At 39.2% G+C, this 24,493-nt stretch carries 23 protein-coding genes, 1 pseudogene and 1 riboswitch; of the genes and pseudogenes, 16 read left to right on the top strand and 8 right to left on the bottom strand.

The features are described 5' to 3' along the window. The first annotated feature begins 81 nt into the window (after positions 1–81). From HC179_RS17235 to HC179_RS17200, 9 genes and pseudogenes are all read left to right on the top strand, one after another. A complete protein-coding gene (locus HC179_RS17235) occupies positions 82–1,878 on the top strand; it encodes a DUF262 domain-containing protein (RefSeq protein ID WP_168865438.1) in 1,797 nt (598 codons plus the stop codon). Positions 1,879–1,949: 71 nt separating this feature from the next. Beyond that, on the top strand, positions 1,950–2,291 hold the full coding sequence (locus HC179_RS17230; RefSeq protein ID WP_168865437.1) for a nucleoside triphosphate pyrophosphohydrolase: 342 nt from the start codon (positions 1,950–1,952) through the stop codon (positions 2,289–2,291). Then, positions 2,281–3,159, top strand: a pseudogene (locus HC179_RS17225) (phosphorothioated DNA-binding restriction endonuclease). The gene HC179_RS17230 and the pseudogene HC179_RS17225 overlap by 11 nt, the downstream one beginning before the upstream one ends. Before the next feature lie 40 nt (positions 3,160–3,199). Then, on the top strand, positions 3,200–4,579 hold the full coding sequence (locus tag HC179_RS17220; protein WP_168865436.1) for a PD-(D/E)XK nuclease family protein: 1,380 nt from the start codon (positions 3,200–3,202) through the stop codon (positions 4,577–4,579). 129 nt (positions 4,580–4,708) lie between these two features. Further along, positions 4,709–5,041: a hypothetical protein gene (locus tag HC179_RS21080; RefSeq protein ID WP_240948566.1), complete on the top strand. Its 333-nt coding sequence runs from the start codon at positions 4,709–4,711 to the stop codon at positions 5,039–5,041. A gap of 45 nt (positions 5,042–5,086) precedes the next feature. Further along, positions 5,087–5,353: a hypothetical protein gene (locus tag HC179_RS21075; RefSeq protein WP_240948565.1), complete on the top strand. Its 267-nt coding sequence runs from the start codon at positions 5,087–5,089 to the stop codon at positions 5,351–5,353. A 91-nt stretch (positions 5,354–5,444) separates the two neighbouring features. Next, positions 5,445–6,236 carry a YwqG family protein gene (locus HC179_RS17210; RefSeq protein ID WP_168865435.1) on the top strand — a complete coding sequence of 264 codons (792 nt, stop codon included), beginning with the start codon at positions 5,445–5,447 and terminating at the stop codon, positions 6,234–6,236. A 38-nt stretch (positions 6,237–6,274) separates the two neighbouring features. After that, positions 6,275–6,814 carry a hypothetical protein gene (locus HC179_RS17205; RefSeq protein ID WP_168865434.1) on the top strand — a complete coding sequence of 180 codons (540 nt, stop codon included), beginning with the start codon at positions 6,275–6,277 and terminating at the stop codon, positions 6,812–6,814. Between the two features lie 39 nt (positions 6,815–6,853). After that, complete coding sequence (locus HC179_RS17200; protein WP_168865433.1) at positions 6,854–7,381, top strand: DUF2199 domain-containing protein; 528 nt, start codon at positions 6,854–6,856, stop codon at positions 7,379–7,381. A gap of 33 nt (positions 7,382–7,414) precedes the next feature. Here HC179_RS17200 and HC179_RS17195 read toward each other — a convergent pair whose 3' ends face one another. Further along, entirely contained in the window at positions 7,415–8,137 is a 723-nt protein-coding gene (locus tag HC179_RS17195) for a DUF4261 domain-containing protein (protein WP_168865432.1), read from the bottom strand. Positions 8,138–8,239: 102 nt separating this feature from the next. Between HC179_RS17195 and HC179_RS17190 the strand changes: the two genes are divergently transcribed. The 3 genes from HC179_RS17190 (at position 8,240) to HC179_RS17180 (ending at position 15,330) form a co-directional block, all read left to right on the top strand. Then, positions 8,240–8,674 (top strand): HIT family protein, encoded by a 435-nt coding sequence (locus HC179_RS17190; protein ID WP_168865431.1) that lies wholly within the window; start codon positions 8,240–8,242, stop codon positions 8,672–8,674. A 578-nt stretch (positions 8,675–9,252) separates the two neighbouring features. After that, positions 9,253–10,545, top strand: a complete 1,293-nt coding sequence (locus HC179_RS17185; RefSeq protein WP_168865430.1) for a helix-turn-helix transcriptional regulator — start codon at positions 9,253–9,255, stop codon at positions 10,543–10,545. Between the two features lie 624 nt (positions 10,546–11,169). Further along, positions 11,170–15,330, top strand: coding sequence for a S8 family serine peptidase (locus HC179_RS17180; RefSeq protein WP_168865625.1), 4,161 nt, complete (start codon positions 11,170–11,172; stop codon positions 15,328–15,330). A 152-nt stretch (positions 15,331–15,482) separates the two neighbouring features. Here HC179_RS17180 and HC179_RS17175 read toward each other — a convergent pair whose 3' ends face one another. The 3 genes from HC179_RS17175 to HC179_RS17165 all read right to left on the bottom strand — a co-directional run bounded on the left by HC179_RS17175 (position 15,483) and on the right by HC179_RS17165 (position 17,783). Next, complete coding sequence (locus HC179_RS17175; RefSeq protein ID WP_168865429.1) at positions 15,483–15,926, bottom strand: VOC family protein; 444 nt, start codon at positions 15,924–15,926, stop codon at positions 15,483–15,485. Between the two features lie 143 nt (positions 15,927–16,069). After that, positions 16,070–16,729 carry a GTPase domain-containing protein gene (locus tag HC179_RS17170; protein WP_168865428.1) on the bottom strand — a complete coding sequence of 220 codons (660 nt, stop codon included), beginning with the start codon at positions 16,727–16,729 and terminating at the stop codon, positions 16,070–16,072. Positions 16,730–16,736: 7 nt separating this feature from the next. Continuing rightward, on the bottom strand, positions 16,737–17,783 hold the full coding sequence (locus HC179_RS17165; RefSeq protein ID WP_168865427.1) for a GTPase: 1,047 nt from the start codon (positions 17,781–17,783) through the stop codon (positions 16,737–16,739). Positions 17,784–17,974: 191 nt separating this feature from the next. Beyond that, positions 17,975–18,058: riboswitch (cyclic di-GMP riboswitch) on the top strand. Between the two features lie 69 nt (positions 18,059–18,127). Between HC179_RS17165 and HC179_RS17160 the strand changes: the two genes are divergently transcribed. Beyond that, a complete protein-coding gene (locus tag HC179_RS17160; RefSeq protein WP_168865426.1) occupies positions 18,128–19,093 on the top strand; it encodes a hypothetical protein in 966 nt (321 codons plus the stop codon). Positions 19,094–19,207: 114 nt separating this feature from the next. Here HC179_RS17160 and HC179_RS17155 read toward each other — a convergent pair whose 3' ends face one another. Beyond that, on the bottom strand, positions 19,208–20,284 hold the full coding sequence (locus HC179_RS17155) for an endonuclease (RefSeq protein ID WP_240948580.1): 1,077 nt from the start codon (positions 20,282–20,284) through the stop codon (positions 19,208–19,210). Positions 20,285–20,673: 389 nt separating this feature from the next. On the opposite strand from HC179_RS17155, the gene HC179_RS17150 reads away from it, so the two are divergent. Then, the gene (locus HC179_RS17150) at positions 20,674–21,081 is read left to right on the top strand and encodes a hypothetical protein (protein WP_168865424.1); all 408 of its coding nucleotides are present in this window, start codon (positions 20,674–20,676) and stop codon (positions 21,079–21,081) included. Between the two features lie 99 nt (positions 21,082–21,180). On the opposite strand, the gene HC179_RS17145 is transcribed toward HC179_RS17150, so the two are convergent. After that, positions 21,181–22,131 (bottom strand): Ltp family lipoprotein, encoded by a 951-nt coding sequence (locus tag HC179_RS17145; protein WP_168865423.1) that lies wholly within the window; start codon positions 22,129–22,131, stop codon positions 21,181–21,183. Positions 22,132–22,260: 129 nt separating this feature from the next. Next, the gene (locus HC179_RS17140) at positions 22,261–22,710 is read right to left on the bottom strand and encodes a GNAT family N-acetyltransferase (RefSeq protein ID WP_168865422.1); all 450 of its coding nucleotides are present in this window, start codon (positions 22,708–22,710) and stop codon (positions 22,261–22,263) included. Between the two features lie 155 nt (positions 22,711–22,865). Here HC179_RS17140 and HC179_RS17135 point away from each other — a divergent pair, with 155 nt between their 5' ends. Continuing rightward, positions 22,866–23,288: an Lrp/AsnC family transcriptional regulator gene (locus HC179_RS17135; protein WP_168865421.1), complete on the top strand. Its 423-nt coding sequence runs from the start codon at positions 22,866–22,868 to the stop codon at positions 23,286–23,288. A 218-nt stretch (positions 23,289–23,506) separates the two neighbouring features. Here the strand turns inward: HC179_RS17135 and HC179_RS17130 are convergent, their stop codons facing one another. After that, entirely contained in the window at positions 23,507–23,779 is a 273-nt protein-coding gene (locus HC179_RS17130; protein WP_168865420.1) for a hypothetical protein, read from the bottom strand. A 261-nt stretch (positions 23,780–24,040) separates the two neighbouring features. Here HC179_RS17130 and HC179_RS17125 point away from each other — a divergent pair, with 261 nt between their 5' ends. Continuing rightward, a complete protein-coding gene (locus HC179_RS17125) occupies positions 24,041–24,454 on the top strand; it encodes a VOC family protein (protein WP_168865419.1) in 414 nt (137 codons plus the stop codon). Positions 24,455–24,493 lie beyond the last annotated feature (39 nt).

The raw sequence follows: 24,493 nt of genomic DNA, 5'->3' as shown, positions 1-24,493 counted from the left end.
TATAGACTAACCTCTGCTAGAGCATTCGTTTTTATACGAAACAGTAAATATTCCTCAATACTCAAATATGGTGGTGAAGATATGTCCAATTATCAAGTCAATAACACTAACATAAATGCGTTAGTTAGTTGGATTGAACAAGGAATCGTAGCTATTCCAGAAATCCAACGTCCTTTTGTATGGAAACCTTCTAAAGTAAGGGACTTATTAGATTCTTTATATAATGATTATCCAGTGGGTTATATAATTACATGGCAAAATCCAGACGCGCGACTCAAAGATGGTACAGTGTCACATGGAAAGAAAATTCTTATTGATGGGCAGCAAAGGGTAACTGCTATAATGGCTGCAGTATCGGGTAAAGAGGTTGTCACAAAAGAATATAGTAAAAGAAGGATTAAAATTGCTTTTAATCCTATGGAGCAAGCATTTGAAGTGCAAAATCCAGCTATACTGAAAGATAGGAGATGGATACCAGATATATCTGAAGTATTTGACCAAGGGTTTGATACATTTGGATTTATTCATCAGTATTGTAAGGCGAATCCTGAAATAAGTAATAATAAACTCAATGAAATTTTACAGAAGTTAACGAGTATGAAGTATAGCTCTATAGGGGTTATTGAACTTGCTCATACTTTGGATATTGAGGTTGTGACAGAAATTTTTATAAGGATAAATTCTGCTGGCGTTACACTAAGTCAAGCAGACTTTGCAATGTCAAAAGTATCAGTTAATGATGTACATAATGGACCTTTAATTCGGAAAACAATAGATTATTTTTGCCATTTAATTAAGAGTCCTTCAATATACGACAAAATTGTACACAATGATCAAGAGTTTGCAGAAACGGATAACTTTTACAAGATTAAGTGGCTTAAAGGTTATAATACAAATATTTATGAACCAAGTTATTCTGACCTCTTAAGGGTTGCTTTTACGTTTAAATTCCTTAGAGGGAGACTCTCCAATCTTGTAAGTTTATTGTCAGGTAGGGACTTTGAAACAAGAGAATATAAAGAAGATATTGTTAAAGATTCTTTTGAAAGACTTCATGATGGGGTACTAAAGTTTATAAGTGAAACTAACTTCAAACGGTTTATAATGATTCTGAAATCGGCGGGTGTCATAAATGCAAAGCTTGTACGTTCTCAAAATGCTTTGAATTTTGCCTATGCCTTGTTCTTGCTATTGAGAGAAAAGAAGGTAAATGACTCAACCATAAATAAAGTGGTAAGAAAATGGTTGGTGGCATCCTTATTGACGGAACGTTATTCAGGATCGCCTGAATCTATGTTTGATTTCGACATAAAACGTTTTAATTCATCGGAGAACCCTATGGACTATGTAACAAAGGTGGAAGCTGGGGAATTATCACAAGCATATTGGGACAATATTCTGCCAACTAATTTAGATACTTCCGTAACTAGTAGTCCTTACTTTAATCTTTTTGTCATGTCACAGATTTACGATAAAGATAATGCTTTTCTATCAAAATCTATTACAGTTCAACAGTTGATTGAAGAAAGAGGAGATGTTCACCACGTCTTCCCTAAAAAATATTTACAGAACAATGGATTTAATAATACTAGGCAGTACAACCAAATTGCAAATTACGCTTACACTGAACAAGTAGTGAATTTAGCAGTCAAAGCTCAATCACCAAAGGACTACATGGAAACAGTAAAAAAACAGATTGAGAACGATAGCAAAAAGATTGGTGAAATTGATAACAGGGATTATTTAACGCGAAATTTGGAAATGAACTGTATTCCGGATTCGATTTTTGACTTGAATCATAGTAACTATGAAGAATTCTTACAACAAAGAAGATCACTTATGGCGAAAAAAATTGGTGATTATTATAGTAAACTTTAACAACTAAGAACGGTATTTAAATTAGATGAATACCGTTCTATACTTTATAAATTTAGTCTGAGGTGTTACCCATGCCCACCTACAACAAACTAGTCCGAGATAAAATACCACAAATTATAGAAGCAACAGGTAAGAAGTACAAAACTGAGAGGTTAAATGACGATGATTACATAAAATATCTTAAACACAAGGGCTATGAAGAACTGGACGAGTACTGTGCAGCCCAATCAAACGAGGAAGCAGTGGAGGAACTAGCTGATTTACTAGAAGTTATCCATGCTCTAGCAAACTATCATGGTTTTTCAATGGAAGAAGTAGAGAAAGTACGTAAAGAAAAAACGGACAAACGCGGTGGATTCCAAGAGAAGATACTTTTAATAGAAGTCAAGGACGGTAAGCAGGATGAATCTTGATGAAATAAAAAATTCAATAAGTAATTTAACTATATGGAAAAAGGGGAACCAAAGGGCTCCACATAAGCCTTTACTGTTATTGTATGCTTTGGGACAGTTGCAGAAAGGTAATCCTAGGTTTTTGCCTTATGAGCAAGCTGGACAGGATCTAAAGTAGTTGTTAGTGGATTTTGGACCTATCAGAAAGTCTTATCATCCAGAGGAACCGTTTGTGAGACTTTCGAGAGATGGCATTTGGGAATTGGACAAGCCTGTTGATCTATCAAGTCCTAATAATAGGAAATTGATTGAGGATACTGTTGCTGGCGGATTTACCCCTGAGGTATATAAGACGTTAAAAGATAATATGAATCTCATTTCGGAGCTTGCTCAGATAATTCTTGAACAACATTTTCCTGCTTCCATTCATGATGATATTTTGAGTGCGGTTGGACTGGACTTCTTATTTACCTATACCAAAAAGAGAAAACGAGATTCGAAATTTAGAGATAAGATTCTTAGAGCATACGGGTATAGCTGTGCTGTTTGTGGGTTTAATGTTCGGCTGGCACATACTTTGGTAGGAGTGGAAGCTGCTCACATCAAATGGCACCAGGCTGGAGGCCCTGATGTAGAAGAGAACGGTATTGCCCTATGCTCCCTGCACCATAAGCTTTTTGATAGAGGCGTTTTTACAATCAATAATGATTGCAGAATGATTGTTTCACAGGATGCTCATGGAACAAATGGATTTGATGAATGGCTGATGCGATACCACGGGAATGAGATTTTAAAGCCGATAGAGGCAAGCTACTACCCTAAAGATGACTTTATTTACTGGCATGTGAAGGAAGTATTTAAGGGGCCAGAGAGATATATTATCAATTAAATACTGGTGTGAAAAAATAGAAGAATTGAAGGTGCACATTATGAAATCACTTAAAAGAATGCTCTACGAATTAACAATGGATAAGGATTTTGTGGCGTTAAAGTTCCTCATTGATCGACCGAATGTCTTTCATGTGGCTGGTGCCACTCATTTGGAAACTTGGCATTCAAGATTCTTGTCTTGGTTATTGGACCCTACCGAACAACATAATCTTGGTTATTATCCTTTTCAGCGATTTCTGATGGCTGTAGCTGACTCAGCGGATGCTGACATTGATGAAATTACCGATATTGCCATGCTGAATATGAAGCAATTCAGAGATCCAGAGGTAGTAGCGGAAAAAGATATTAATAAGCTGAATATCATGGAGCTGGATACACTAGAGGAAACAGCAGGTAGTGATGACAAGGGAAGACTCGATGTCTTTTTTAAAGTGAATATTGTGGATGATACAGATCCTATCCAGGTGAAAAAGTTAATTCTGGCAGTGGAGCAAAAAGTGTATGCAAGAGTAGACGTAAAACAATGTAACAAGTACTTGCGAAAGTTTGAGGAAACCTTTAAGGATGAGCAGTATTTGTTGGTAGGTTTGGTTCCAAAGAGTCAAATCAAGGAAAGCAATAAGGAAACGTTCGGAAGCTCCGAGTGGATTGGGATAGACTATCAGCAATTGGTGGACATCGTCTTAATGCCATGCCTGGAGAATCCCGATTTAAATGCGTTTGCAAAGCCTATTATCCAACAGTATTTAGACGCTTTACGTATGCCTTATAAAGGGAAACGCGAGAAACTTGCTACAATTGAAGAAGAGCGTGTGTTAGTCCGTTCCCTATATGATCGCTTTGAAGATGTATTTAAAGCTGTGACAAAAATAGCAGCAGAAGACGAAAGTGAAGAAAGAAACTATGTGAAGAATGTTGTGAACGATACTTACGGGGAAGTTTTTAGAACCATCAAGTGGATTCTGGATGAAGAGAGTGATATAGAAGAAACCTGGAACTTTGCCAATCCATTTCAGCGGAACATCTATAAAAGATGGGATGAACTTAGAGTCATCGTGAAACATAACAATGATGAGTTTGTTATTGTTGCGGACAAAGTCCCTGATCTCTTCAAGAGAACATTGCGGTGGATGGAAGAGCAAAACTTGCCACTAAGAGAACAATTGGAAGAAGGCATTATCCTAGGTGGTGGCAACAATGGAAAACGATATGCATTCGCATTACAACCTATTCACAAAGATAGGAAGAAGTTTGCGTCTATACACACCTACGAATCTATTCATACAGGTGAGACCTACTACATAGAGACAAAGATAAATCCGAAGAGTGCGATGTTAACTATTGCGAAGATGTTGAGGGAGTTAGGTGTTGGGGTGGAGACGCCGTTGTTGGAAAGTGACAAAGAAGTATTAGTTTAATATTTTTCAAAAAGACATGTGATGCATGTCTTTTTGTTGTGGAAAATAAAGGATGTTGTTGGTTTTTGTAGAATTTTAATTAAGGAAGAAAATTAAGTGAACATCTGTAAAAGGAAGGGCTTGAATGCTATGAATAAACCACACCTCAACCTCATGCACTTCTTTGAAGGCTTTGTAAAAAACTATCGGAAACTAAATTTGAATACGCAACATAACAGGTCCATGTTTACGCAGAAAGAAATAAATTATTTTGCAGACTTAGGGGAGATGCTGGGGTTTGAAAGCTTTATAGAAGATTCGAAGTTTGATAAGTCAAAAAATCGTTCGCGTCCTATGGATTTAGCCTGGTGGAAGTGGGACAAGCGAGAGGGGGCGGAGAACTATCACTATCTTGCGCTTCATCTAGAAAGAGAAAGTCTCCCGATGAAGGATGAAGAAACGGTTGAGAAGCTATTTTCTTAAACGGAAGAAGGCTTTATTCCTAATGACGTTGTGGGAATTCAATATGTGGATTCGGAAGAACGTATATCCTATTTAAACAATTTAGTCTTACATAAGAATAAGCAACAGCAATCTAATGCGCTTATGGTGTATAGGTATTTTGATGAAAGCTTACAGGTACAGATAGTATGGGCGTATCACTTTTCAGTAGATGGAATGTTGGAAGAAAGAAAAGCGGTTTGTAAGGAAGATGAGTTTGGTTATTTTAGTATGATTTTTGAGGAAGAGTTTACAGAAACAAAGAGTAAAAGAATACCGGAGTTGTTTAAGTAGTGATGAAAAGGTTAATACCAAGCATCTGGGAGACTAAAAGACTCACAATTGAAGACCTTTTAGAAGAAAATCGTAAAAGGGGGATAAGACTATGCAACATATCAACGAATTGCTAAGGGAATTTGACTTAACACACAAAAAATCATCCGTCACCGCTGAATTTAAAAACTCTATCAGACTAAACAAAATCAAAACTGATGAAACGGAAGTCCCACTTGGCTCTTCTAAAATAGGAGGCTCCCCAGACTTGCCTGCTGGTTGGGAGTTCCCTTGTTATGAAGACAACTATCTTACATTTATACTGCAAGTTAATTTGTCAGAAGCAAAGCCCTATGACATAGATAACTTGTTGTCTGAGAGCGGTATTTTGTATTTATTTTATGAAGCATTGGAGCAGCCTTGGGGATTTGAAGAGGACGAGGGATGCTTTAAGGTGCTTTATTATGATGGGGATCTCGGAGGCTTAGAGAGGAAGAAAAGCCCGAGTAGTAGGACGGAATTCGTTGCATTCCCGGCGTTCCAACTTTCGTTTGAGAATATAGTGACATTGCCGGAAAGTCCTGAGAATCTGGATTTTGCAGATGATGATGAAGAAGCGAATTATTTTGATTACCGTCAGGAGCTAGTGCAGCCAAAGGACGAGGATGGTAAAGTGGTACCGGCTCATTATATGTTAGGCGCCCCAATGAGTATTCAAAATGATGTGTTTGAGGAGCTTTTTGAGGATGGAAAGGACCCAGTTCTCTTGTTCCAGATTGATTCGGACGAAGAACTGGCAGATGTCATGTGGGGAGATAGTGGCATGTTGTACTTCTGTATGGAGAAAGAGGATTTGATGGCGAAGCGGTTTGATCGGGTGAGGTTTACGTTGCAGTGTTTTTAATAGATAAAGTTTATATAGGCTTATCGGAGGTATAAACTATGGATATTTTTGAGTATTTAGATGAATTACAACTAGATTTAAGAGAAAAATGCTCGGAGCAAATAGAAGATAAATTTTATGTTATTTGTTCTGAACTAGCTGGAACAGAGAAAGCAAATACAATTAAACAAGTAGATTTAAGTAAATATGTAAATGAACTAAAAAAAGGTCTTGAACTGTCTTTAAATATAGCACAAGAACAAACAGCTAGAGCCATTTATTTTGAATATGATTTAGATAATAATTGGGACAGTGCTTTTTTTATCTGTGCTGAATATAACAATTTAGTAGACGAAGATGACGATTGGGCTAGTGATTGGATAGAGGATTTTGATGGTCCAAGTTTAGAACAGTTCAGTAATATTTATGAAATGGATGGGTTCGATAGAAGTGATGTAGCAATTGGCTCAACTATTTATTTGGTTGCCAGAACGGTTACAGCATTTACAAAAGCATATAAATCAATTTCCGATGAAAATTCAACTGCTGTGTGCATCGGTTTTCACGACCAAGATCCTATTATAAGAATTAATGAATAGTGCATGGGTGTTGAAACTTAGTAAAAAAGGAGGTGCAAAATGACATCAATCAAAGGATACACGTGTAGTTGCTGCGGAGTATACCACGATGAACTTCCGATTAGTTACGGAAACCGCGCCCCAGCTTATTATGAAGTTGCCAATCCACAAGAACGGGAAGAAAGGTTTGAATTAAGTGAAGAGTTATGTGTGATGGACAATGAACACTACTTTATTCGAGGTTGTTTAGAAATACCTATAATTGGTACAGACGAAGAGTTTATTTGGGGAGCTTGGGTTTCCTTGAGTGAAGCTAATTATAAGAAAGTAAAAGAACACTGGAATAATCCAGAACTATTAGAACCAATGGTTGGTTGGTTTTCTACTGCATTGCCTTGTTATCCTGATACGATTAACTTGAAGGCAAAGGTCCACCACAGAACAGGTAGAATTAGACCATTTATTGAGCTTGAACCAACTGACCATCCTTTGTCAGTGGAAAGTAGAAACGGAATTTCAATCGAACGAATACAAGAAATAGCGGAAGAACTTTGTGTGAATAGTGAACACGAAGAGAAAGAGCATTGATTTTATTAGCAATGCTCTTTTGGTTAGCCCCTTTTAAATTGGTGTTAGCTCGAGCAAACCGAATGGATTATAGAATACATCCTCTTCCTCATACCTGGTATCATTGGTTAAATTGATAGTATATACGGCGGTATTCTCTCCTATGCTAAATGTTTCGCCACTTCTGAAAGTAGGATTTTCCACTATGCTGTATAGATTGACGTTATTGAGTAGGTCGGCAGCTTCTTCAGGTGGAAGGGAAGAGGGAATAACGGTATCTGGCAACCCGAATGCTTTCATGCCACAAGAAAAGTAGTGGCCTTCATCACCAATTAGGGTTACAAAGTGTGAATAAATAGGAAAGTATTCTTGTTCTGTGTTGAGCTGATTCCATTCTTCTTTTGTAAAGGCAATCCCTGTGGTCTCAATCTTCACGGCTAAACCACCAGATCGCAATAATCCTGCACCAACATCTACTACGTCGAGAACATCCTCGAACCTGTTGATATCTGCTATAACATAAACGGTGAAGGTGTGTTGTTCAATCTCATCTAATAGGCCATCATCAAACGTCTCTCGACTCGCATAGTAGAAAGCGTCCCTTAATCCTGGATCTTGTTCATACACTTCCACTTGAAAGCCTACATCCTTTTTCGCATTATGAATGATATGGCCAGCCATTAAGCATCCTTCGCTTTGAGAGGCAATAGCTTGTATCAATTCTGTCCTTGACTTCCATTTACCTGGTACCCCAATTATAACTTGAGCTTCCGACATAATCGCACATCCTTTTTATCATGATAGTTACTAATTTCTTCACAGCTGTACAAAACCCTCTATTCTATACGGCGGGTAAACTACTAATAAGAGGTGTCTACCATGCAACCGACAAACGACTGCCTAGGCTGCCGATTAGCCAACAAAAGCGAAACCATCTATATGGTCTACGAAGATGAATATGTCACATGCTTTTTAGACTACGATCCGTTTAATGAGGGACATACCTTGATTCTTCCAAAACAACATGTCCTAGATGTCGATGACCTCGATGAGGATACCGCCAATGCCATTATGAAAGCTTCTATATTAATATCCAAAGCGTTGAAGCGCCTATACCAACCGGACGGTATCACCATTACCCAAAATGGTGGCGTGTTTAATGAGCTGACTCATTACCATATGCATGTGGTGCCGAGGTATGAAGGGCAATGGTTTGGGGAGTTTTATCGTGAGGAAGATATAGGGGAAGTGAACGTTAGGGAGTTGGAGCGGGTTAGGGGGAGGATGGTGGAGGTGATTGAGGAAATAATTTAAAATTCCCTGTTATGAAGAGGTGTTTTTGACTTCAGATTTAGTAATGTTGCATTCATTACTAGCATTGTTGCTGCCTTTGTCACGTATAGTGGTGGTGGTTCTAGTTTTGGGGAAGCCACTGCAGCCATAGAGACGAATGGAAACTATGTGCCTTCCTCTGCCAAAGAAAAAATCAGCTACTTAAACCCTTTCTTCCTTGCATCGTGTTCTATTATTATGGGCTGCTTTGTGTCTTACTTTTTCTATTATTAATTCATCCATTGCTTTTATAAACAAAATGAAAGCTACAGCATCACCCGTAGCTTTCATTTTACACATCATAAATCATCAACATCTAACTCCCAAACCCCCTTTAGTAGCCGTCAAGATTGCTGAAGTACCCGCTATCTCCGCCCCAGTCCGTTTTTGTGGCTTTTTCTGAACGGTCGCTCCTGCTAAATTCGCTTTCTTCACACCTTCGCCCACTTCACCCATTGATTTTGTCAGACAAAAGATTTAGTTTGTAACATTATTGAGGTAATTTTATCTATTACTTTAGACTTATAGACTTATAGAACTTATAGGTAGGAGCTTGTATAATGATAGATAAATACATAGAGGGAAGTGCTAAGATGTCTATTGGAAGAGTTATTTACTACCATCGCAAAAAGCAAAATAAGACTCAAGACCAACTTTGCCAGGGCATATGTTCAACGACCCATTTAAGTAAGATTGAGAATAATTCCAAAGAGGTGAATCTGGAAACCCTGGAATTGCTTTGCAAACGACTTGGCATTTCGATCGAGGAAGAAAATAAGAAAACACAGATGTTAATGCGAAAGCTGTCACAATTTTATGAAGCGATGGAGAGGCTTCATAGAGATCATGCCGAAAGATTGAAAAAAGAATTGGAAGAGCATAGAGACTATATACAATGTACGGAAATGATCTACTTGTATGAATTATACAAGCTTCGATATTTACTTTTTACAAATAATCCTTCTGAATTTGAAAGAGTTTCTCAAAAGCAAAAAAAAAATATAAACAAGTACTCTGCGTTTGAAAAATACCTTTGGGATTTCTTTCAGGGAATTTATCATGCACAAAAACTTCAATATTTCGAAGCGATTTCCATAATGGATAAAATAGAGAATATTGCCGAACTTTTCAGCGATAAAGTAACCGATTTCTACTACTACAAAGCTGCTGTGCATGGACTATTAAAGCATTTTACGTTATCCCTCCACTACTCTCATAAGGCATTGCAAATCTTTCAAAATACCGGGAACATCTCTCGGATCCTGCATGTGAAGATAGGCTTATCCGCAAATCTAATTTACATCAATGACCTTGAACGGGCGGAAACCATGCTGGAAACCGCTTTAAATGATGCAGAAATGCTGAAGGATGATGCCACGAAGATAACTGCTCTTCATAACTTTGGTTTGTTGAATAAAAAAAAGGGGAGATTCCGCGAGTCGTTGGGTTACTTCACTCAGTCTCTTAACTTGAAAAACAAACATACTACCTCTTATTACGGCACCTTAATAGAAATAGTACAAATTTTGCTCGATTTAAATGAAAATGAGAAGGCCCTTACTATGTTGAAGGATGTCTTGAAGAATTTCAAAAATGAACAGTCCAGTAAGTATGTAGAGTTAATGGTTCTATATTTGGAGGCCATACAAGATGACAAAAGACTCACTGATTATTTAATCGAATGTGCTTTGCCCATGATGAAGCAGTATAACCTCTATAAAGCTGTAACATACTCCGAGCGGTTAGCAGACATTTTCAAAAATAAGGGAGATATGAACTCCTCCAATAAGTATTTACAAATATCGAATGAATTGTTAAAGAAATTACTCTTTAACCATACAAGCACAAAATAAGTAAGAGTCTGGGACAAAAGTATTTTAGTCTAAATGAAACCCGAACAAATTTTAATTTGAAATCTCAAATTAAAATTGTTCGGGTCTTTTTTCGTTTAGAAGATACATTTAGTTACTGGGGTGCACCAGCTGTTGATTGGAGCAAAAGGCGAAGACTCCTGAGGGAGATAGCGGTAGCTTGAGACCCCTCAAGCGTTGCGAGGAGGCTCAAGCACCGCCCCTAGGAAAGCGAAGCCATTTGTGGAAATCAACAGCGGTATTTAAAACCGATACCTAAGATAACCTATATTGTTCTGTCTTTTAATAGGCTTTTTTAGTTATGTCCCAGCCTCTTTATTTATTCCTTTTTTCAGGTGAAGTCTGAACTATTAGGTATTTATACCTGAAAATCAAGAGTTGATTGAGATTTGCTAGGTATAAAGACTATTCTGCGAAAAACTTTCCCAACTTTAATGTTGTGTTTCTTTATTGACCATCAGGAAATGCAACAATTAGGGAGCATTTTTATAAAAGTACTGTCGAACAATGTAAGGAATTTTCCCAATTAACAGAATTTAATTTCACCCGTACAATTTAAATCAGAAGATAGATTGCAGCTTTGATAAACGAAAGAGGGGCGAAATGATGAAGAAGAAAAGTTCAGGAAAAGTTTTGACTATTGCACTGGCAATGAGTCTTTTGGGCACATCAGGTATTCCGGTGAATGTTATGGCGGAAGGTACGCCAAATGCACCCGGGTTTACAGAGATCAAAGATGTTGAAAGCGTATTAATGAATCTTTCAGACGAACAAAGAAAAGCAATTAAAGAAATCCAAGCAACTCCACACTTTGACATCTCACCGAATATCAATACACAGAGCGAAGGGCTCGTCGATGTAATCGTAGAGTTTCATCAAGCACCAGCCAAAGTTGAAGTGATGAAGCAAGCGGCAAAAGGGATCCGTACTTCTGAAAAGGAAGCGGCTGTTAAGGTAGAGAAAGCTCACAAAAAGTTTAAAGAGAGCTTTAATTCTATGAAAAACAAAAAAGATGCAAGTCCTCAATTGAAAGAAGCAAAAATTACGAAAGAATATCGTTCGGCCATCAATGGTGTAGCGATGGCCATTCCAGGTAACGAGATTGAGAGCTTACTAGATTCCGGAGTCGTTAAACGGGTTTGGAAGGATGAGACGGTTCAGCTGGAACTTCCTGATATGGGAGAAGCAGCTTCTGAATCCAAAATGATGGATAGTATCCCTCAAATCAATGTGGACAAGCTTCATGCTGAAAACGTGACAGGTAAAGGCATCAAGGTGGGGGTACTGGACACAGGGATTGATTACAATCATCCTGATTTGAAAGATGTATACAAGGGTGGATATGATTTCGTCGATAACGATAATGATCCAATGGAAGCAACTTACGAAGACTGGAAAAATTCCGGTCTGCCTGAAAGACATCCTGCCTCGGGATCCGCTTACTATACCGAGCACGGAACACACGTATCAGGAACGATTGCCGGGGGGCAGAAGAACGGTGTCGATTATGCCGTAAAAGGTGTAGCTCCTGATGTGGAATTGTATGGCTATCGTGTCCTTGGACCTTATGGTTCCGGTGCAACATCAGGTATCCTTGCTGCCATTGAAAAATCAATTGCCGATCAAATGGATGTCATCAACCTTTCACTTGGTGCTTCAACGAATAATCCTTTATATCCAACTTCTGTAGCAGTTAATAACGCCATGCTGTCAGGAGTGGTGACAGTTGTCGCGGCAGGCAACAGCGGCCCTAATGAAGGAACACTTGGGTCTCCCGGTACAGCTACGTTAGGGATTACAGTTGGGGCAAGTGACTTTGCCATGGATATCCCTTCCTTTGAGTCCCTGAGTGCCAATGGAGAAACATTTGAGAATGTTTTATTAATGGGGAAGAATTTTTCAGATGACTTAGCATCTCTTGAAGGTCAGTCCAAGCAGTTGGTTTTTGCGGGTCTTGGATATGCAGCTGATTTTGAAGGGAAAGACTTATCAGGTAAAATTGCTCTGATTCAACGCGGGGAAATTACCTTTGTGGATAAAATCAAACATGCGAAAGAAGCAGGTGCAGAAGCGGTCATTATCTACAATAATACAGATGGAAACATTCCGGCTTATTTAGGAGAAGGAATAGACTATATCCCAACCTTCCGTATGGCAAAAGCGGATGGAGAGCGTTTGAAAGAGATAGGAAATAACACGGACATTACATTTGGCGATTTAGCAAGCGTTCAAACTGAGGGAGACAACCTTGCAGGCTTCAGTTCTAGAGGACCAGTTGCTGGCAGCTATGATATTAAACCAGATGTTGTGGCACCTGGCGTAGCAATCTTCTCAACCATTCCTGAATTTATCAATAGTCCGGAAGAAGGAGTGGACTACACAGCGTCTTACGCACGTTTACAAGGAACATCCATGGCAACCCCTCACGTCGCAGGTGTGGCAGCTCTCATGCTTCAAGAAGATCCAGATGCTACCCCATTTGATATAAAAGCTGCATTGATGAATACAGCCGAAGATTTAAATGGTGACGTATCTGTATTTGAACAGGGAGCCGGGCGTATAAATGCTTATGAGGCAGTTCATGCCGATGTATCTGTCAAAGTGTTAGGTAAAACAAAAAATCTAAATGAAAATGGTGAAGTAGTCGAGATTGATGATGAGACGGCATCGATTAACTTCGGAAGCCATTACAAAACAGGAGCTACTGTTGAAGCCAGCAGTAAGATGGTCATTGAGAATCGCGGAGAAGACAACAAGACATTCACCGTTGAAGTGGAATACCATGGAGAACGACCTGGTGTAATGGATGCAGCGGCAAATGGAATCCACGTGGATGTTCCAGCTAGTCTTAATGTTTCCAGCGGCACCGAGGAAATTGTTGCACCAACTATCACCATTTCTGAAAATGCAAAAGAAGGACGTTATGAAGGGTACATCCATTTGACGAATGCAAGTGATAGCAGCGAAACATACCAGGTTCCATTTGCTGTCCGATTGACGGAAAAGGGATTTGAGTACTTGGAAACAACCAGACCGTCACTTGCAAATAATACAGCAAAATGGCAGTATTATAACCCGGGAATTACGGCAGCTTTTCAGATGAAAAGTGCCTTCAACAGGATTGATATTTTGGTGAAAGATGGTCAATCTGGAAACGCCATTGGTTTAGTAGCTTCACTCACACAAGCTTCAGCAAAGCCTGACTTTAGATATTATATCCCTAATGTGTTTGCTGGATCTGTATATCCATTTACAGGGGATGAGGAAAATCCAATAGCTGACCAGTTTATTGATTTACCTGAAGGGGATTATGATCTTGAGTTCATAGGTTATGATGAAGATGGGAAAACGTACTCAATCGACACACCTGTCATCATTGACAATACAAAACCTCAAGTGACATTCGATAAAGCTCCTGATGTATATGAAATCAGTGAAGATATGTACACAGTAGAGAATGGACAGACAGCGTTCTTTATCCACGGAAATATACAGGATGAAACAGTGGATGTCTTAAAATCAAAAGGGATGGATTATGATCAATCATCCAACAAATTCTTAATATCAACCGGATTTCGTGAGTACTTCGATTGTTGTTTCCCGCCGGCTGATTCAAATGGAGATACTTATTTTGGCATTGAGCCTTCCGACATTTCAAACGGACCATTACGATTAAGTCTTGCAGCCACTGACATAGCATTGAATGTCAATTACCAAAGATATATCTTCCTACAAGAAGGAACGGAGTATTTAACTTCGGATTACAACAAGGAAGAAGTGAAACTCGGGGATACTTTCACAATGACCCTTAGCTTAAACAACGTAAAGAATCTCGTTTCTGGAAAATATACGGTTCAATATAAAGGGGATATGTATTCTTTTGAATCTGCGGAGTTAAATGAAGAGTTCAAGAACTATGCAGAGGAAAATGGGCTTCAAGTCTCGCTTCAAGAGCCAGATGTGAAAGATAGTGGCTATTATGACACTGTTACAGTTGGCGCAATGCTGGACGGTGAGGGGTATGACGGTTTTAGTGGGGACATGCCATTAGTGGATGTGACCTTTAAAGTTACAGCCGATAACTGGTATTACGGATTTGATAAATTGGAAGTTATAACGTCCACCTACATGAAATCCGGTCAAGAACAAGCAGTGAACCTCCCGTATTACAGTACATCGAAATTTGATTTCGTTAGTGAACATGCAGATATTCAAGGATATATCAGACCAGAAGCATTCCTAAAACCTAATTTACCATATGGTGTAGCTCAGACTATAGGAGCAAAGGTATATGCGTTATCACCAGATGGTGAGAGATATGAAGGTACGATTGCTCCAAATGGAAAGTATCAAATAACAGGGGTTCCCGCTTCACGGGAAACATACCATGTCGTTGTGGAAGTGCCTGGGCATTTGAAAACCTACACACCTGTTATCACTGGATTTGAATTGAACGGTGAGACTCTGGGAAGATATATTAACTCCGGGTCCAAGGTGAACCTTGCAGGAGATGTAAACAACGACAGTTTGATCGACATAAAAGATGTTCGTGATATCGTTGAATATTACGGTAAACAAAACCCTGAAGTTCCGACATTTGATGTCAATCAAGACGGTACAGTGGACGAGACAGACGTCCGTTTCATTGAAAAGAACTTCTTGACAAAAGGACCTGATGCACCAAAAGAAAAGCCACTGAAAGAAACAGTCGGTAAAAAGGATCTAGAATATTATTTAAATGAGATGGGATTAGAAGCCGCGGAATAAGAAGCTTACGTTTCTGACCATTGAGGAGGAAGGGATGTTTTTAACATTCCTTTCTCTTTTTTTATTAGCAAAGGAAGCGATGATTAAAATTTGCATCTAATACAGATTGTTAGGTCATAAGAAAAGCTACAGGTCAACGCCTGTAGCTATGTTCATACATCCTCGATCACCAACATATTCGATTCATCAAACTCCCAAGCTTCCCCATATGCAACTTCCCAATAGTAACCGTCAAGGTCTGTAAAGTATCCACTATAGCCGCCCCAGTCCGTTTTCTGCGGCTTTTTCTGGATGGTCGCTCCTGCTAACTCCGCTTTCTTCATGACTTCATCCACTTCATCTATTGATTTTGTATTATAAGCCAAGGTGATTCCAGGGAAACCTCTTCCGATCTCCGGTGGTTGCTGTTCATTCACATCTTTCGCTAATTCATCTACCGGATAAAGCGCAATCCGTGTGCCTTCATTTTTAAAGAATATTATGGCCGGAGCGGATTCTGGTCCTCTGACGGATGTTTCAAAGCCTAACTCCTTGTAAAAATGGTGCGATTTTACGATGTCCTTAGTGCCTAGTGTGATGATATTTACGCGATTCATTGTTTTTCCTCCTTTGAGATTCCTGTATGTGAATTATTCTACATGGAGGTGGGAAACCCTTTTTGGTTTAAATGTAAAGGCTTAAATACAAAAAACAGGATAGAATGAATACAAATTCTATCCTGCTATGGGTAAGGTATCTATTAAACTTGTACTATCCATTCTTTTAAGGTTGATATGCCAACACCGCTCCGACTACTGATAAAAACTAAAGGAATAGCCTTATACTTATATTTTAAATGTTTATTCAAATCCTTTTTCACTTCAAGAATATCCTCTTCTGTCAGGGTTTCTGAAGAAGATCTGCAAATGATCATCTTATGTTCGAATCCCTGAAGAATTAGCATATCAAACAGCTCCTGATCCTCAAAACGCAGTTTGCCACGAACAACAAAAATAATTTTGGAAAAGGCGTAAAACGGAAGATACGAATAGCTACTTACTGGATGCTTCCTGGTGCCATACCCTGGAGTATCAATAAAGACCGTTTCCTTGTATGTATGGAACAAAGGCACTTCCTCGTTAACAGTCCAGTCCGTGGCATCTGTCACCTGACTGATAAAGGGCTTTGGTATACACTTACCTTTTGTCAGCGAATGCAATAGGGTTGATTTACCAGCTCCAGGCAGACCTATCAATGCTATTTTACTTCCATCCACATGTTCTAACTCGTACCCTAATCGATTAAAATTTCTTTCCAGGGTACTGGGGTAGTATTGGTACTGATGCTTTGTACTTTTTTGGGAATCAATGATTTTCTTTGCTACAAAGCCTCCTACTGCTACTGCCGGTATCCACCACATTGGCGGTTTAGACCCTTGCTGCTTCTTTCATCAATTCTTTATTTAAAATCTCTTCAGCTAAAATGTGGACATCATCCAAGTACGCAAGACCCGCTGCAAGAGTCATGGCAAAAGAGGCGGAAGCGGCGATGGCTTGTCCAACAAAGGGAACGTATTTCGCCGTGCTTTTTACCGCCATACGGGTGGCATACTTTTTCAAGATAATCATGATCCCCTCCTTAGTAGCATATTCAATGACACGGTTTGCTATTGGAACAAGGGCAGGTGCCATATTCTTGATATTCTTCTCCTCGATGCCATAGGAATCGCGAAGTTCCGTGAAAAGCTTCAGCATAATGGAAACATCGACTGTAAGATCGACCCCTGGTATCGGGTTAAGCCCATTTGCAGCAGCCACTCCTGCAAAACGATACACCATCTTCTTACACTCTTCTTTCTTCTTAGTTAAATGCTCCAACGTGTAAGACTTTGCACTACGCGTGTATTTATCTTGTTGGGCTGGTCCGAGTGAATCTTGGATACCTTCCTGCAGGCGGTCGAAACCATAGCCGGTACGACAGCTGGTGAAATATACATTCACCGCTTCCCCAACTTGTTGTTGAACATCAATTTGTACTTCTTTTTCTAACTCCTCGACTTCCTTTTCAGGATCCCAAAGCTGATCATGCATATTTCGAACGAAAAGACATACGCGATTATTATCCTTCAACTCACGGAAAAACTTCGTGTCTGCTTCATGAAACTTCCCAGAAAATACGCATAGGAATAAATCAAAATCCTCGGGCTTAAATTCATTAAACCACTGATTTGGTGGGAATTTGGAAGTACCATAACCTGGAAGGTCCACTAGTACCATTTGATTATAAGGATAGATCCCGGCTGTCGTCGTAACATCTGTGGATGCACCAGTCTTTGCTAAGTTCTTTCCTATCAATTTGTTAATCAAAGAGGATTTTCCTGAACCGGGCTGGCCAAATAAAGCTATACGTAAAGAATGTTCTTGATCTTGTTCAAGCTTCTCCTTAATTGCTTGAATATCTTCATAAATGGTCATAGGTAATACCTCATCTCTATAATTTAGAAATCTATGAATATATTACCATAATACCATAATGCTAAATTTTTAAAATAGGGTCCTTGGTCAACTGAGGGGAGGAAGTATTAAGGGTCCTGAAAATTTAATAAAGGGTAGTTTACAAAATAGTCCAATTAGATTAAATTTATTTACATAGTAAAATATTCCTAATTTAATATTGGCAAACTACTTGAAAAAGTAGGACGCAAAACTAGAGGGGCTTATTCTTATTGGATTGCCAGCCAGTTGTATCTTCTTCTAGATTTTTTACGTCCTTTTTTAGGACGTTTTTTTATTGGATTAGAACGTTGGGGAGGACGGTTATGAATCAGGATTGGATACAGGAGCAAATAGATACAACTCATCATAGAGTGGCTATATTTTTGTTTCCACTTGTAATATTTTTTGGTTATTTACATCCATTCATTTTTGGAATAGGAATGGTGATATTCTTTCTTGTCACTTCTTTTAAATTGTTAAAATCGATGTTGTTTTGGATGATCATCTTAGGTGCCATATCTATTGTCCTACCATTTTTGGCTCCGGTTATTTTTCTTGTAATGATTGTCCTGTTTATCCTCCGAATAAAATATGTAATAGTCAATTGGCGTCCATTTGTATCCGGTATTTTCCTATATGGGATCGTAGGAGTTATGATTGGACGCTCTACATATTTAAGCACCTACGCTTTTCTTTCGATGGGCACTGTAATTGAAGGGGCAATTATGAGTGCAATAGCATTTGTTGGTTTGCGGACTATTTTACGTTGGCTATACAGTTTCAATTATACTAGTTATGGAGCTTTAGGGATAATGGGGAGTGTTCCAGTAATTATTATTGCCTTCGTATTGCCGTTTCTTAAATTGCATATCGGGGGAGATTTCTTTATGGAAAAGGCGGCGGTTGAGACCAAGCCTGTCACTGGAGAACCATTGGGGAGTAGAACCATTCCATCTTCTGGTGAGCCTCTTATTCACGTGAAAGAACACATTCGGACTGCTCCAGATGGCGACCCTACCAATAATCTATCCTATAACGGTCCTGATAAGAAAATGCCTTCTGGTGAAATAGTGACAGTAAAAGAACATGTGAGAACCGCTCCAGATGGAGATCTTACCAATAATTTATCTTACAATGGAAATTCTACAGCAGGGATTGTTATGGAAGAACAACCAGAAGAACTTAAATGGAAAAGAACTATTGTAGAAAATGCTCAAGCTTCTGTGCCAGGTCAAACTGCTGTCGACCAATTACTACGAGAATTAAAGAGACAACAACAGTCGTCCTAGTTGTATAAAAAAAGAATTATTCCCAACAAGCATTTCCATTGACATGTGTTCTACATTGAAAAAACCAAGAAAAAAGGAAAGAACCCATACGGAGTTCTTTCCTTATATAATGTTCTACCAAATCATCTCCGCAAATTCGGGGTGGTCGATGAATGGATTGCGATTTCCTTGGTAGTTTTCGAAAATGATATTGTTGCGGCGGATTTCTCTTGCATCCACTGGGTCTTGTGCGTGCCATTGTAATAGGACGGACAGTTTGCCGTGGTAAGGGGCACTGCCGTTGTTAACTAAGTTATTAAGCTCTAAATCTAGTTCCCCGCTGTCTCCTTCATAGCGAACCGCCATATAGAAAATCATCCGTGCTACGTCGCCTTTTACTTCATCACGCGGCTCCCAAGAATCACTGTCATAGTAGTTTCCTGGTGCTTCAGAATGCTGGCTTCCACCGTTATCAAAGTCAAGGTTTCCTCTGGAGGAATTTACCGTCACATCCGTTGGGCGCAGATGATGAAGGTCTGTTCCAGGACCTTGAGTTGTACCGAAGTTACCGTGGGATTTTGCCCACACGTGCTCGCGGTTCCAGTCGTCTACTCCGCCGCCGTTTAAGAACTTGGATTGAGAACGGCCGGTATACAATAAAAGAACATTGTTTGGGTTTGCTGGGTCTTCATCTGTATTACGCAACGCATCCCACACTGCATCATAGGATAGAGTCTGGTGATCGTCGATGATGTTATGTAGCGCTGTTTTTAATGCGGATCCTGTTTTCCCTTCTGCAGAACTGTAATAGGAATCATAGCTTGGTGGTGGGTCAGTAGGGTCTGTGGTCCCGCCATCCACTACCTCAAATGCAGAAGCATTTCTGACACCGGAATGAGAGAAGTATGCTGATAAAGAACCAGTGACCTTCAATTTTTTTCCCATTAGATCAGGGTTGCTCTGTAATCCATAGCCTGAACGGAAGGAAGAAGGAATCTGAACATAAATCATATTGGATGTGTTTGTTTCAGACGCGCTGTCAGCTAACGCTAATGCGTAGTCGTTAGGGAAATTGCTCGTAACCACTGTATTGGTTGCGGTTGGTTGTCCCACTACATAGCCTTCGACGGTCTGAGTAGAACCGTTTTGATTGGAGTTTGCTTGACTGACAGTAAACGGAGAGTTCCAAGTACCGGAACCTGCAGCGCTCATCTTATCAGGTACGGCGTGTGAGCATGCAAGGGTAAAAACAAATAAGAAAATAAATAAGCCTCTAACTCTTTTGTTAATTTGATTCAAACTGTTTCTCCTCCTAGTGGTTGCTTCGTTACATAAATAGCGTACATCAGGATGTTTGAAAATTGTGTAAAAATTGTGTAAATCGTAATAAATGAGGCTTTTAGCATGTGTTGGGAAAACCATGATGTTGTGTGTCCTGGGGAAATGTTACTGCTTTAGGTGGGAAATGGTACCTGTCTTCGTTATTATGGCGCAAGGAGTCCATCTCATTTAAACTTACGGAGGAGTTTAGCTCTTAAAGGATTTGTTACCCCTTTGGAGAATTTCTAAATTATCTTTATATAAAAAGAGGTGATTTTTATATGAAATTTCATCAAAAAGATTTCACAGAAGAATTAAAGACAAAAATTAACAACACTGAATCTGTTTTAAAAGAACATAATGTAGAATTGTCAAAAGATTATAAGTCTATTTTTTCAAAGAAGAAACTTATATTAAATGTTGATTTCGATAAAGAGGGAGAGGACCCTTTCGAGCCAGGTTATAGTTCTTCTTTAGTACTGGGTGTATCAGATAGAGCTAACAAAAATGGTGAACTAATGGACTTACATAGAATAAAAATCTGGGAATGTGAACGCATATTTTTAGGTATACCGATTTCAGCAAACCTGCCGGGAAGCAAGATTATCGGCGAACTTCTTGATGAATCAGTGGAAGAAATAAAAGAGGAATTGAAGGAATATATCGAAGAATTTTTGAATGAAGGTTGAGGGGACAGGCACGAAGAATATTTAGCAACTTTAACGAAACACAAAGAGACATGTCAATGCGACATGTCTTTTGGTGTTAGTGAATAGTGGATAGTGGAACTATAACCCTACTTCATCCACAGCATAAGTGGCATCCTCGTTGCTGAAACCTTCAAATTCTAGCTGTTGGATTAAGCCACTTCTTGAGAAGGCAGTGTAATCAAGGTAGTCTTGAGCCATTTGGACTGCTTGGGCTCGCCAATCTTCATTGAGTTGATCTACAGCAAATGTAGCATCCTCATTGCTGAAACCTTCAAATTCTAATTGTTCAATCAAGCCACTTCTTGAAAATGCAGTGTAATCAAGGTAATCTTCCGCCGTTTTCACTGCTTGGGCTTGCCAATCTACATTGAGTTTATCTGCAGCATAGGTAGCATCCTCATTGCTGAACCCTTCAAATTCTAACTGTGCAATCAAGCCGCTTCTTGAAAATGCAGTGTAATTAAGGTAGTCTTCCGCCATTTGAACTGCTTGGGTTTGTGACATGGTTTCCGCATTCTTTGCCGCTTCTTCGGCTTCTTTTCTAGCTTGCTCTTCAGCCTCTTTTCTGGCTTGCTCTTCCGCCTCTTTTCTGGCTTGCTCTTCAGCTTCTTTTCTGGCTTGCTCTTCAGCTTCTTTTCTGGCTTGCTCTTCAGCTTCTTTTCTAGCTTGCTCTTCGGCGTCTTTTCTAGCTTGTTCTTCAGCTTCTTTTCTAGCTTGCTCTTCGGCGTCTTTTTTAGCTTGCTCTTCGGCATCTTGGTCAGCTTCTTCTTTTACTGGCTCATTAGCGGTTTCCTCAGATTCTTCTACATTATCTCTTTGTTCGCTCTTAGTTTCATGCTCGCTTGTGGAAGGTGTGGTTATTCCAAATAAAATAAAAAAAGCTACGGTTGCAACTCCAAAATACATCGCCACATACTTTCTTTTCCTTTTGCCTTCAGGAGACCATGATAATACTATACTGGGCTTAATCATGCCAATAAGAAATGCTAAGATGGAAATAAGAGATAATATCAAAAAGAAATCATCCATCCGATCCCCTCCTAATCATTAACATAAACCAATATATGTTAATTGGTCGGGGGATATGAAAAGCGATGGAGTTAATTATAAAGAACGGTAGAAGTTGATAGATGGAGCAAATGGCTGGTACAACTGGGTTTAGCCCTCCCTAAGCTTTAGGTAATAATGGTAAAATTGATCATCCTTTTTATATCCATTTTTTACATATAATCGCTGAGCTCCTTCATTATCTGGTGTTGTTTCTAACGTGATACTTTTTGCGCCTGTTTGAATAGCAAATTCCTTTGCTTTTTGTAAAAGCATTCCTCCAACCCCGTGGTTTCTGGCCTTTGAATCTACAAACATGTCATTTAAGATCCACGCTCGCTTCATTGATATGGATGAAAAGGTGGGATAGAGTTGGGTAAATCCAACATATTCATGGTTCAATTTTGCAACGAATATTACTGAATCCTCATTTTCTAAGCGGTTTTTTATAAATGCCCTAGCTCCTTCTAAATCTGGTGTTTGTTGATAGAAAGTACGATACATATAAAATAAATTTGCAGCCCCTTCTAGATCTTTCATGGTAGCTTGATAAATCTCCATTTGCCGTTATCCCCCTTACTTTAAGTTAGTTATATTTTATAGGGTTTACGGATTTATTCACATTATTTTTAGAAGGTAATTTGCGTTCATTACATGATATTTTATTATAATAATAGTTAATTACTTTAAATTTTATTGGTGTGGAGGGAAGTAGCTTGGATGAGATAGATCAGAGTATCCTTCGTCATCTTCAGGAAAACGCAAGAATGTCGATGACAGAACTAGGGAAAAGGGTTGGGCTTTCGACCCCAGCAACAAATGAGCGGGTGAAAAAGCTAGAAGATAAAGAAGTGATAAAAGGCTACCGGGCCATTGTTGATCCCGAGAAACTTGATAAAAATGTGACGGCTTTTATTCTATTTGATACCAAACAAGGGAAGAAATTTAGGGACTTTTGCAGAGAGCATCCTGTTGTAGTGGAATGCCATCGACTGGCAGGTCAATATAGTTATTTGGTGAAGGTGGTAGGGGAGTCGGTTAAAGAGCTTGAGGAATTTATTGATGCGACTTTGCCTTTTGGAGAGCCGTCTACTTTGATTAAGTTGTCTTCGGTGGTGGAGTTTAAGCCGATGGTGTAAGGGGCAGGTTCCTCAGTTATTTGTGGTGGGTTGTGGTGCCTGTCCGTTCAAGTTTTCCGAGCTGTCAGTGTTTATATATAACTGAAGCTTTTATTAAATTGGAGAATGGTCAAATAGAAGGGTTCTATAGGCTAATGATGCCTTCCAAAGCAAACTAAGGGTAAATAAAAAACAGAAAGGCACAACTACCGATACCTTTCTGTTCATTCAAAAAATTATCAACTAAGTATACTTTCCTTGCCGTTAAATATGACAATGATCTGATTACGCCGTCTCCGCTCGAGCATATATTGCTGGAAGATTTGAAAAAGGTAAATAGAGAGAAAGTAAATGACGGCGACTATGTTGAGGGTTAGGCGTATTTTGAGCATAGCTAGTTGTTCAACCTCTATCAATCCACTCACCATAAAGGAAATCACCCAGCATCCTACTAACACCCAAAAACCTATCCAATATCCAAAGGTCCCGTTGTTCTTATCATGATGTTCCATTCTGCACCTCCAGATGGGATCTTAAATCATGACGCCGTTAAAAATGGTATGTGGGGTGGACGGTTAATATGTATGAAAAAGTAAGGAGTGATATGGTCGCATTGGTCAACAAACGTAAAGCCCTGTAGGTTTTCATAAATTTCTTGGTGTTTGGAAGAGAAGATTGATTTTTTAGTTGAAGAAGTGCCTTTTGGTAGTGTCTATTGCTAGAACATTCGGATAAAATAGAGTTGTACGTATTAAATACTAGGGGTGAAGCTTGTGTCTGTAGATGTTTATCTTGTATTTGATGGGAATTGTAGAGAAGCGGTTGAATTTTATGCAAAGGTGTTTCAAACAGAAGCTCCGCAGATTATGACCTTTGGGGAAAGCCCACAACATCCGGATTATCCACTTCCAGAGGAGGCGAAAGAACGCATCATGCATACCCGCCTCTCTATAGATGGAAGCAATGTGATGTTCTCCGACACCTTCCCGGGGCAAGAATATATTCAAGGCAACAATGTTACACTGGCACTGGTTAGCCATAGCACAGAAGACTTAACATCTTGGTTTGAGCAACTAAAAGAAGGCGGGAAGGTTGATATGGAACTGCAAGAAACCTTCTGGAGCAAGCTTTACGGGCAAGTAACAGATAAGTTTGGTGTACACTGGCAATTAAATTATGGAGAATAAAGATTTAATAAAAATGCCTTCGTTACTGAGGGCATTTTT

This window comes from Bacillus sp. RO1, assembly GCF_012524115.1.
In the GTDB taxonomy this organism is placed as follows: Bacteria; Bacillota; Bacilli; order Bacillales; family Bacillaceae_I; genus Sutcliffiella_A.
Note: the sequence above shows the minus strand (reverse complement) of the source record. Positions and strands in the feature narration are given on the sequence as shown.

What these genes read in the sequence shown, in the direction of transcription:
- HC179_RS17235 (WP_168865438.1), top strand. Translation starts at nt 82, where the DNA reads ATGTCCAATTATCAAGTCAATAACACTAACATAAATGCGTTAGTTAGT.
- HC179_RS17230 (WP_168865437.1), top strand. Translation starts at nt 1,950, where the DNA reads ATGCCCACCTACAACAAACTAGTCCGAGATAAAATACCACAAATTATA.
- HC179_RS17220 (WP_168865436.1), top strand. Translation starts at nt 3,200, where the DNA reads ATGAAATCACTTAAAAGAATGCTCTACGAATTAACAATGGATAAGGAT.
- HC179_RS21080 (WP_240948566.1), top strand. Translation starts at nt 4,709, where the DNA reads ATGAATAAACCACACCTCAACCTCATGCACTTCTTTGAAGGCTTTGTA.
- HC179_RS17210 (WP_168865435.1), top strand. Translation starts at nt 5,445, where the DNA reads ATGCAACATATCAACGAATTGCTAAGGGAATTTGACTTAACACACAAA.
- HC179_RS17205 (WP_168865434.1), top strand. Translation starts at nt 6,275, where the DNA reads ATGGATATTTTTGAGTATTTAGATGAATTACAACTAGATTTAAGAGAA.
- HC179_RS17200 (WP_168865433.1), top strand. Translation starts at nt 6,854, where the DNA reads ATGACATCAATCAAAGGATACACGTGTAGTTGCTGCGGAGTATACCAC.
- HC179_RS17195 (WP_168865432.1), bottom strand. Translation starts at nt 8,137, where the DNA reads ATGTCGGAAGCTCAAGTTATAATTGGGGTACCAGGTAAATGGAAGTCA.
- HC179_RS17190 (WP_168865431.1), top strand. Translation starts at nt 8,240, where the DNA reads ATGCAACCGACAAACGACTGCCTAGGCTGCCGATTAGCCAACAAAAGC.
- HC179_RS17185 (WP_168865430.1), top strand. Translation starts at nt 9,253, where the DNA reads ATGATAGATAAATACATAGAGGGAAGTGCTAAGATGTCTATTGGAAGA.
- HC179_RS17180 (WP_168865625.1), top strand. Translation starts at nt 11,170, where the DNA reads ATGAAGAAGAAAAGTTCAGGAAAAGTTTTGACTATTGCACTGGCAATG.
- HC179_RS17175 (WP_168865429.1), bottom strand. Translation starts at nt 15,926, where the DNA reads ATGAATCGCGTAAATATCATCACACTAGGCACTAAGGACATCGTAAAA.
- HC179_RS17170 (WP_168865428.1), bottom strand. Translation starts at nt 16,729, where the DNA reads ATGTGGTGGATACCGGCAGTAGCAGTAGGAGGCTTTGTAGCAAAGAAA.
- HC179_RS17165 (WP_168865427.1), bottom strand. Translation starts at nt 17,783, where the DNA reads ATGACCATTTATGAAGATATTCAAGCAATTAAGGAGAAGCTTGAACAA.
- HC179_RS17160 (WP_168865426.1), top strand. Translation starts at nt 18,128, where the DNA reads ATGAATCAGGATTGGATACAGGAGCAAATAGATACAACTCATCATAGA.
- HC179_RS17155 (WP_240948580.1), bottom strand. Translation starts at nt 20,284, where the DNA reads ATGAGCGCTGCAGGTTCCGGTACTTGGAACTCTCCGTTTACTGTCAGT.
- HC179_RS17150 (WP_168865424.1), top strand. Translation starts at nt 20,674, where the DNA reads ATGAAATTTCATCAAAAAGATTTCACAGAAGAATTAAAGACAAAAATT.
- HC179_RS17145 (WP_168865423.1), bottom strand. Translation starts at nt 22,131, where the DNA reads ATGGATGATTTCTTTTTGATATTATCTCTTATTTCCATCTTAGCATTT.
- HC179_RS17140 (WP_168865422.1), bottom strand. Translation starts at nt 22,710, where the DNA reads ATGGAGATTTATCAAGCTACCATGAAAGATCTAGAAGGGGCTGCAAAT.
- HC179_RS17130 (WP_168865420.1), bottom strand. Translation starts at nt 23,779, where the DNA reads ATGGAACATCATGATAAGAACAACGGGACCTTTGGATATTGGATAGGT.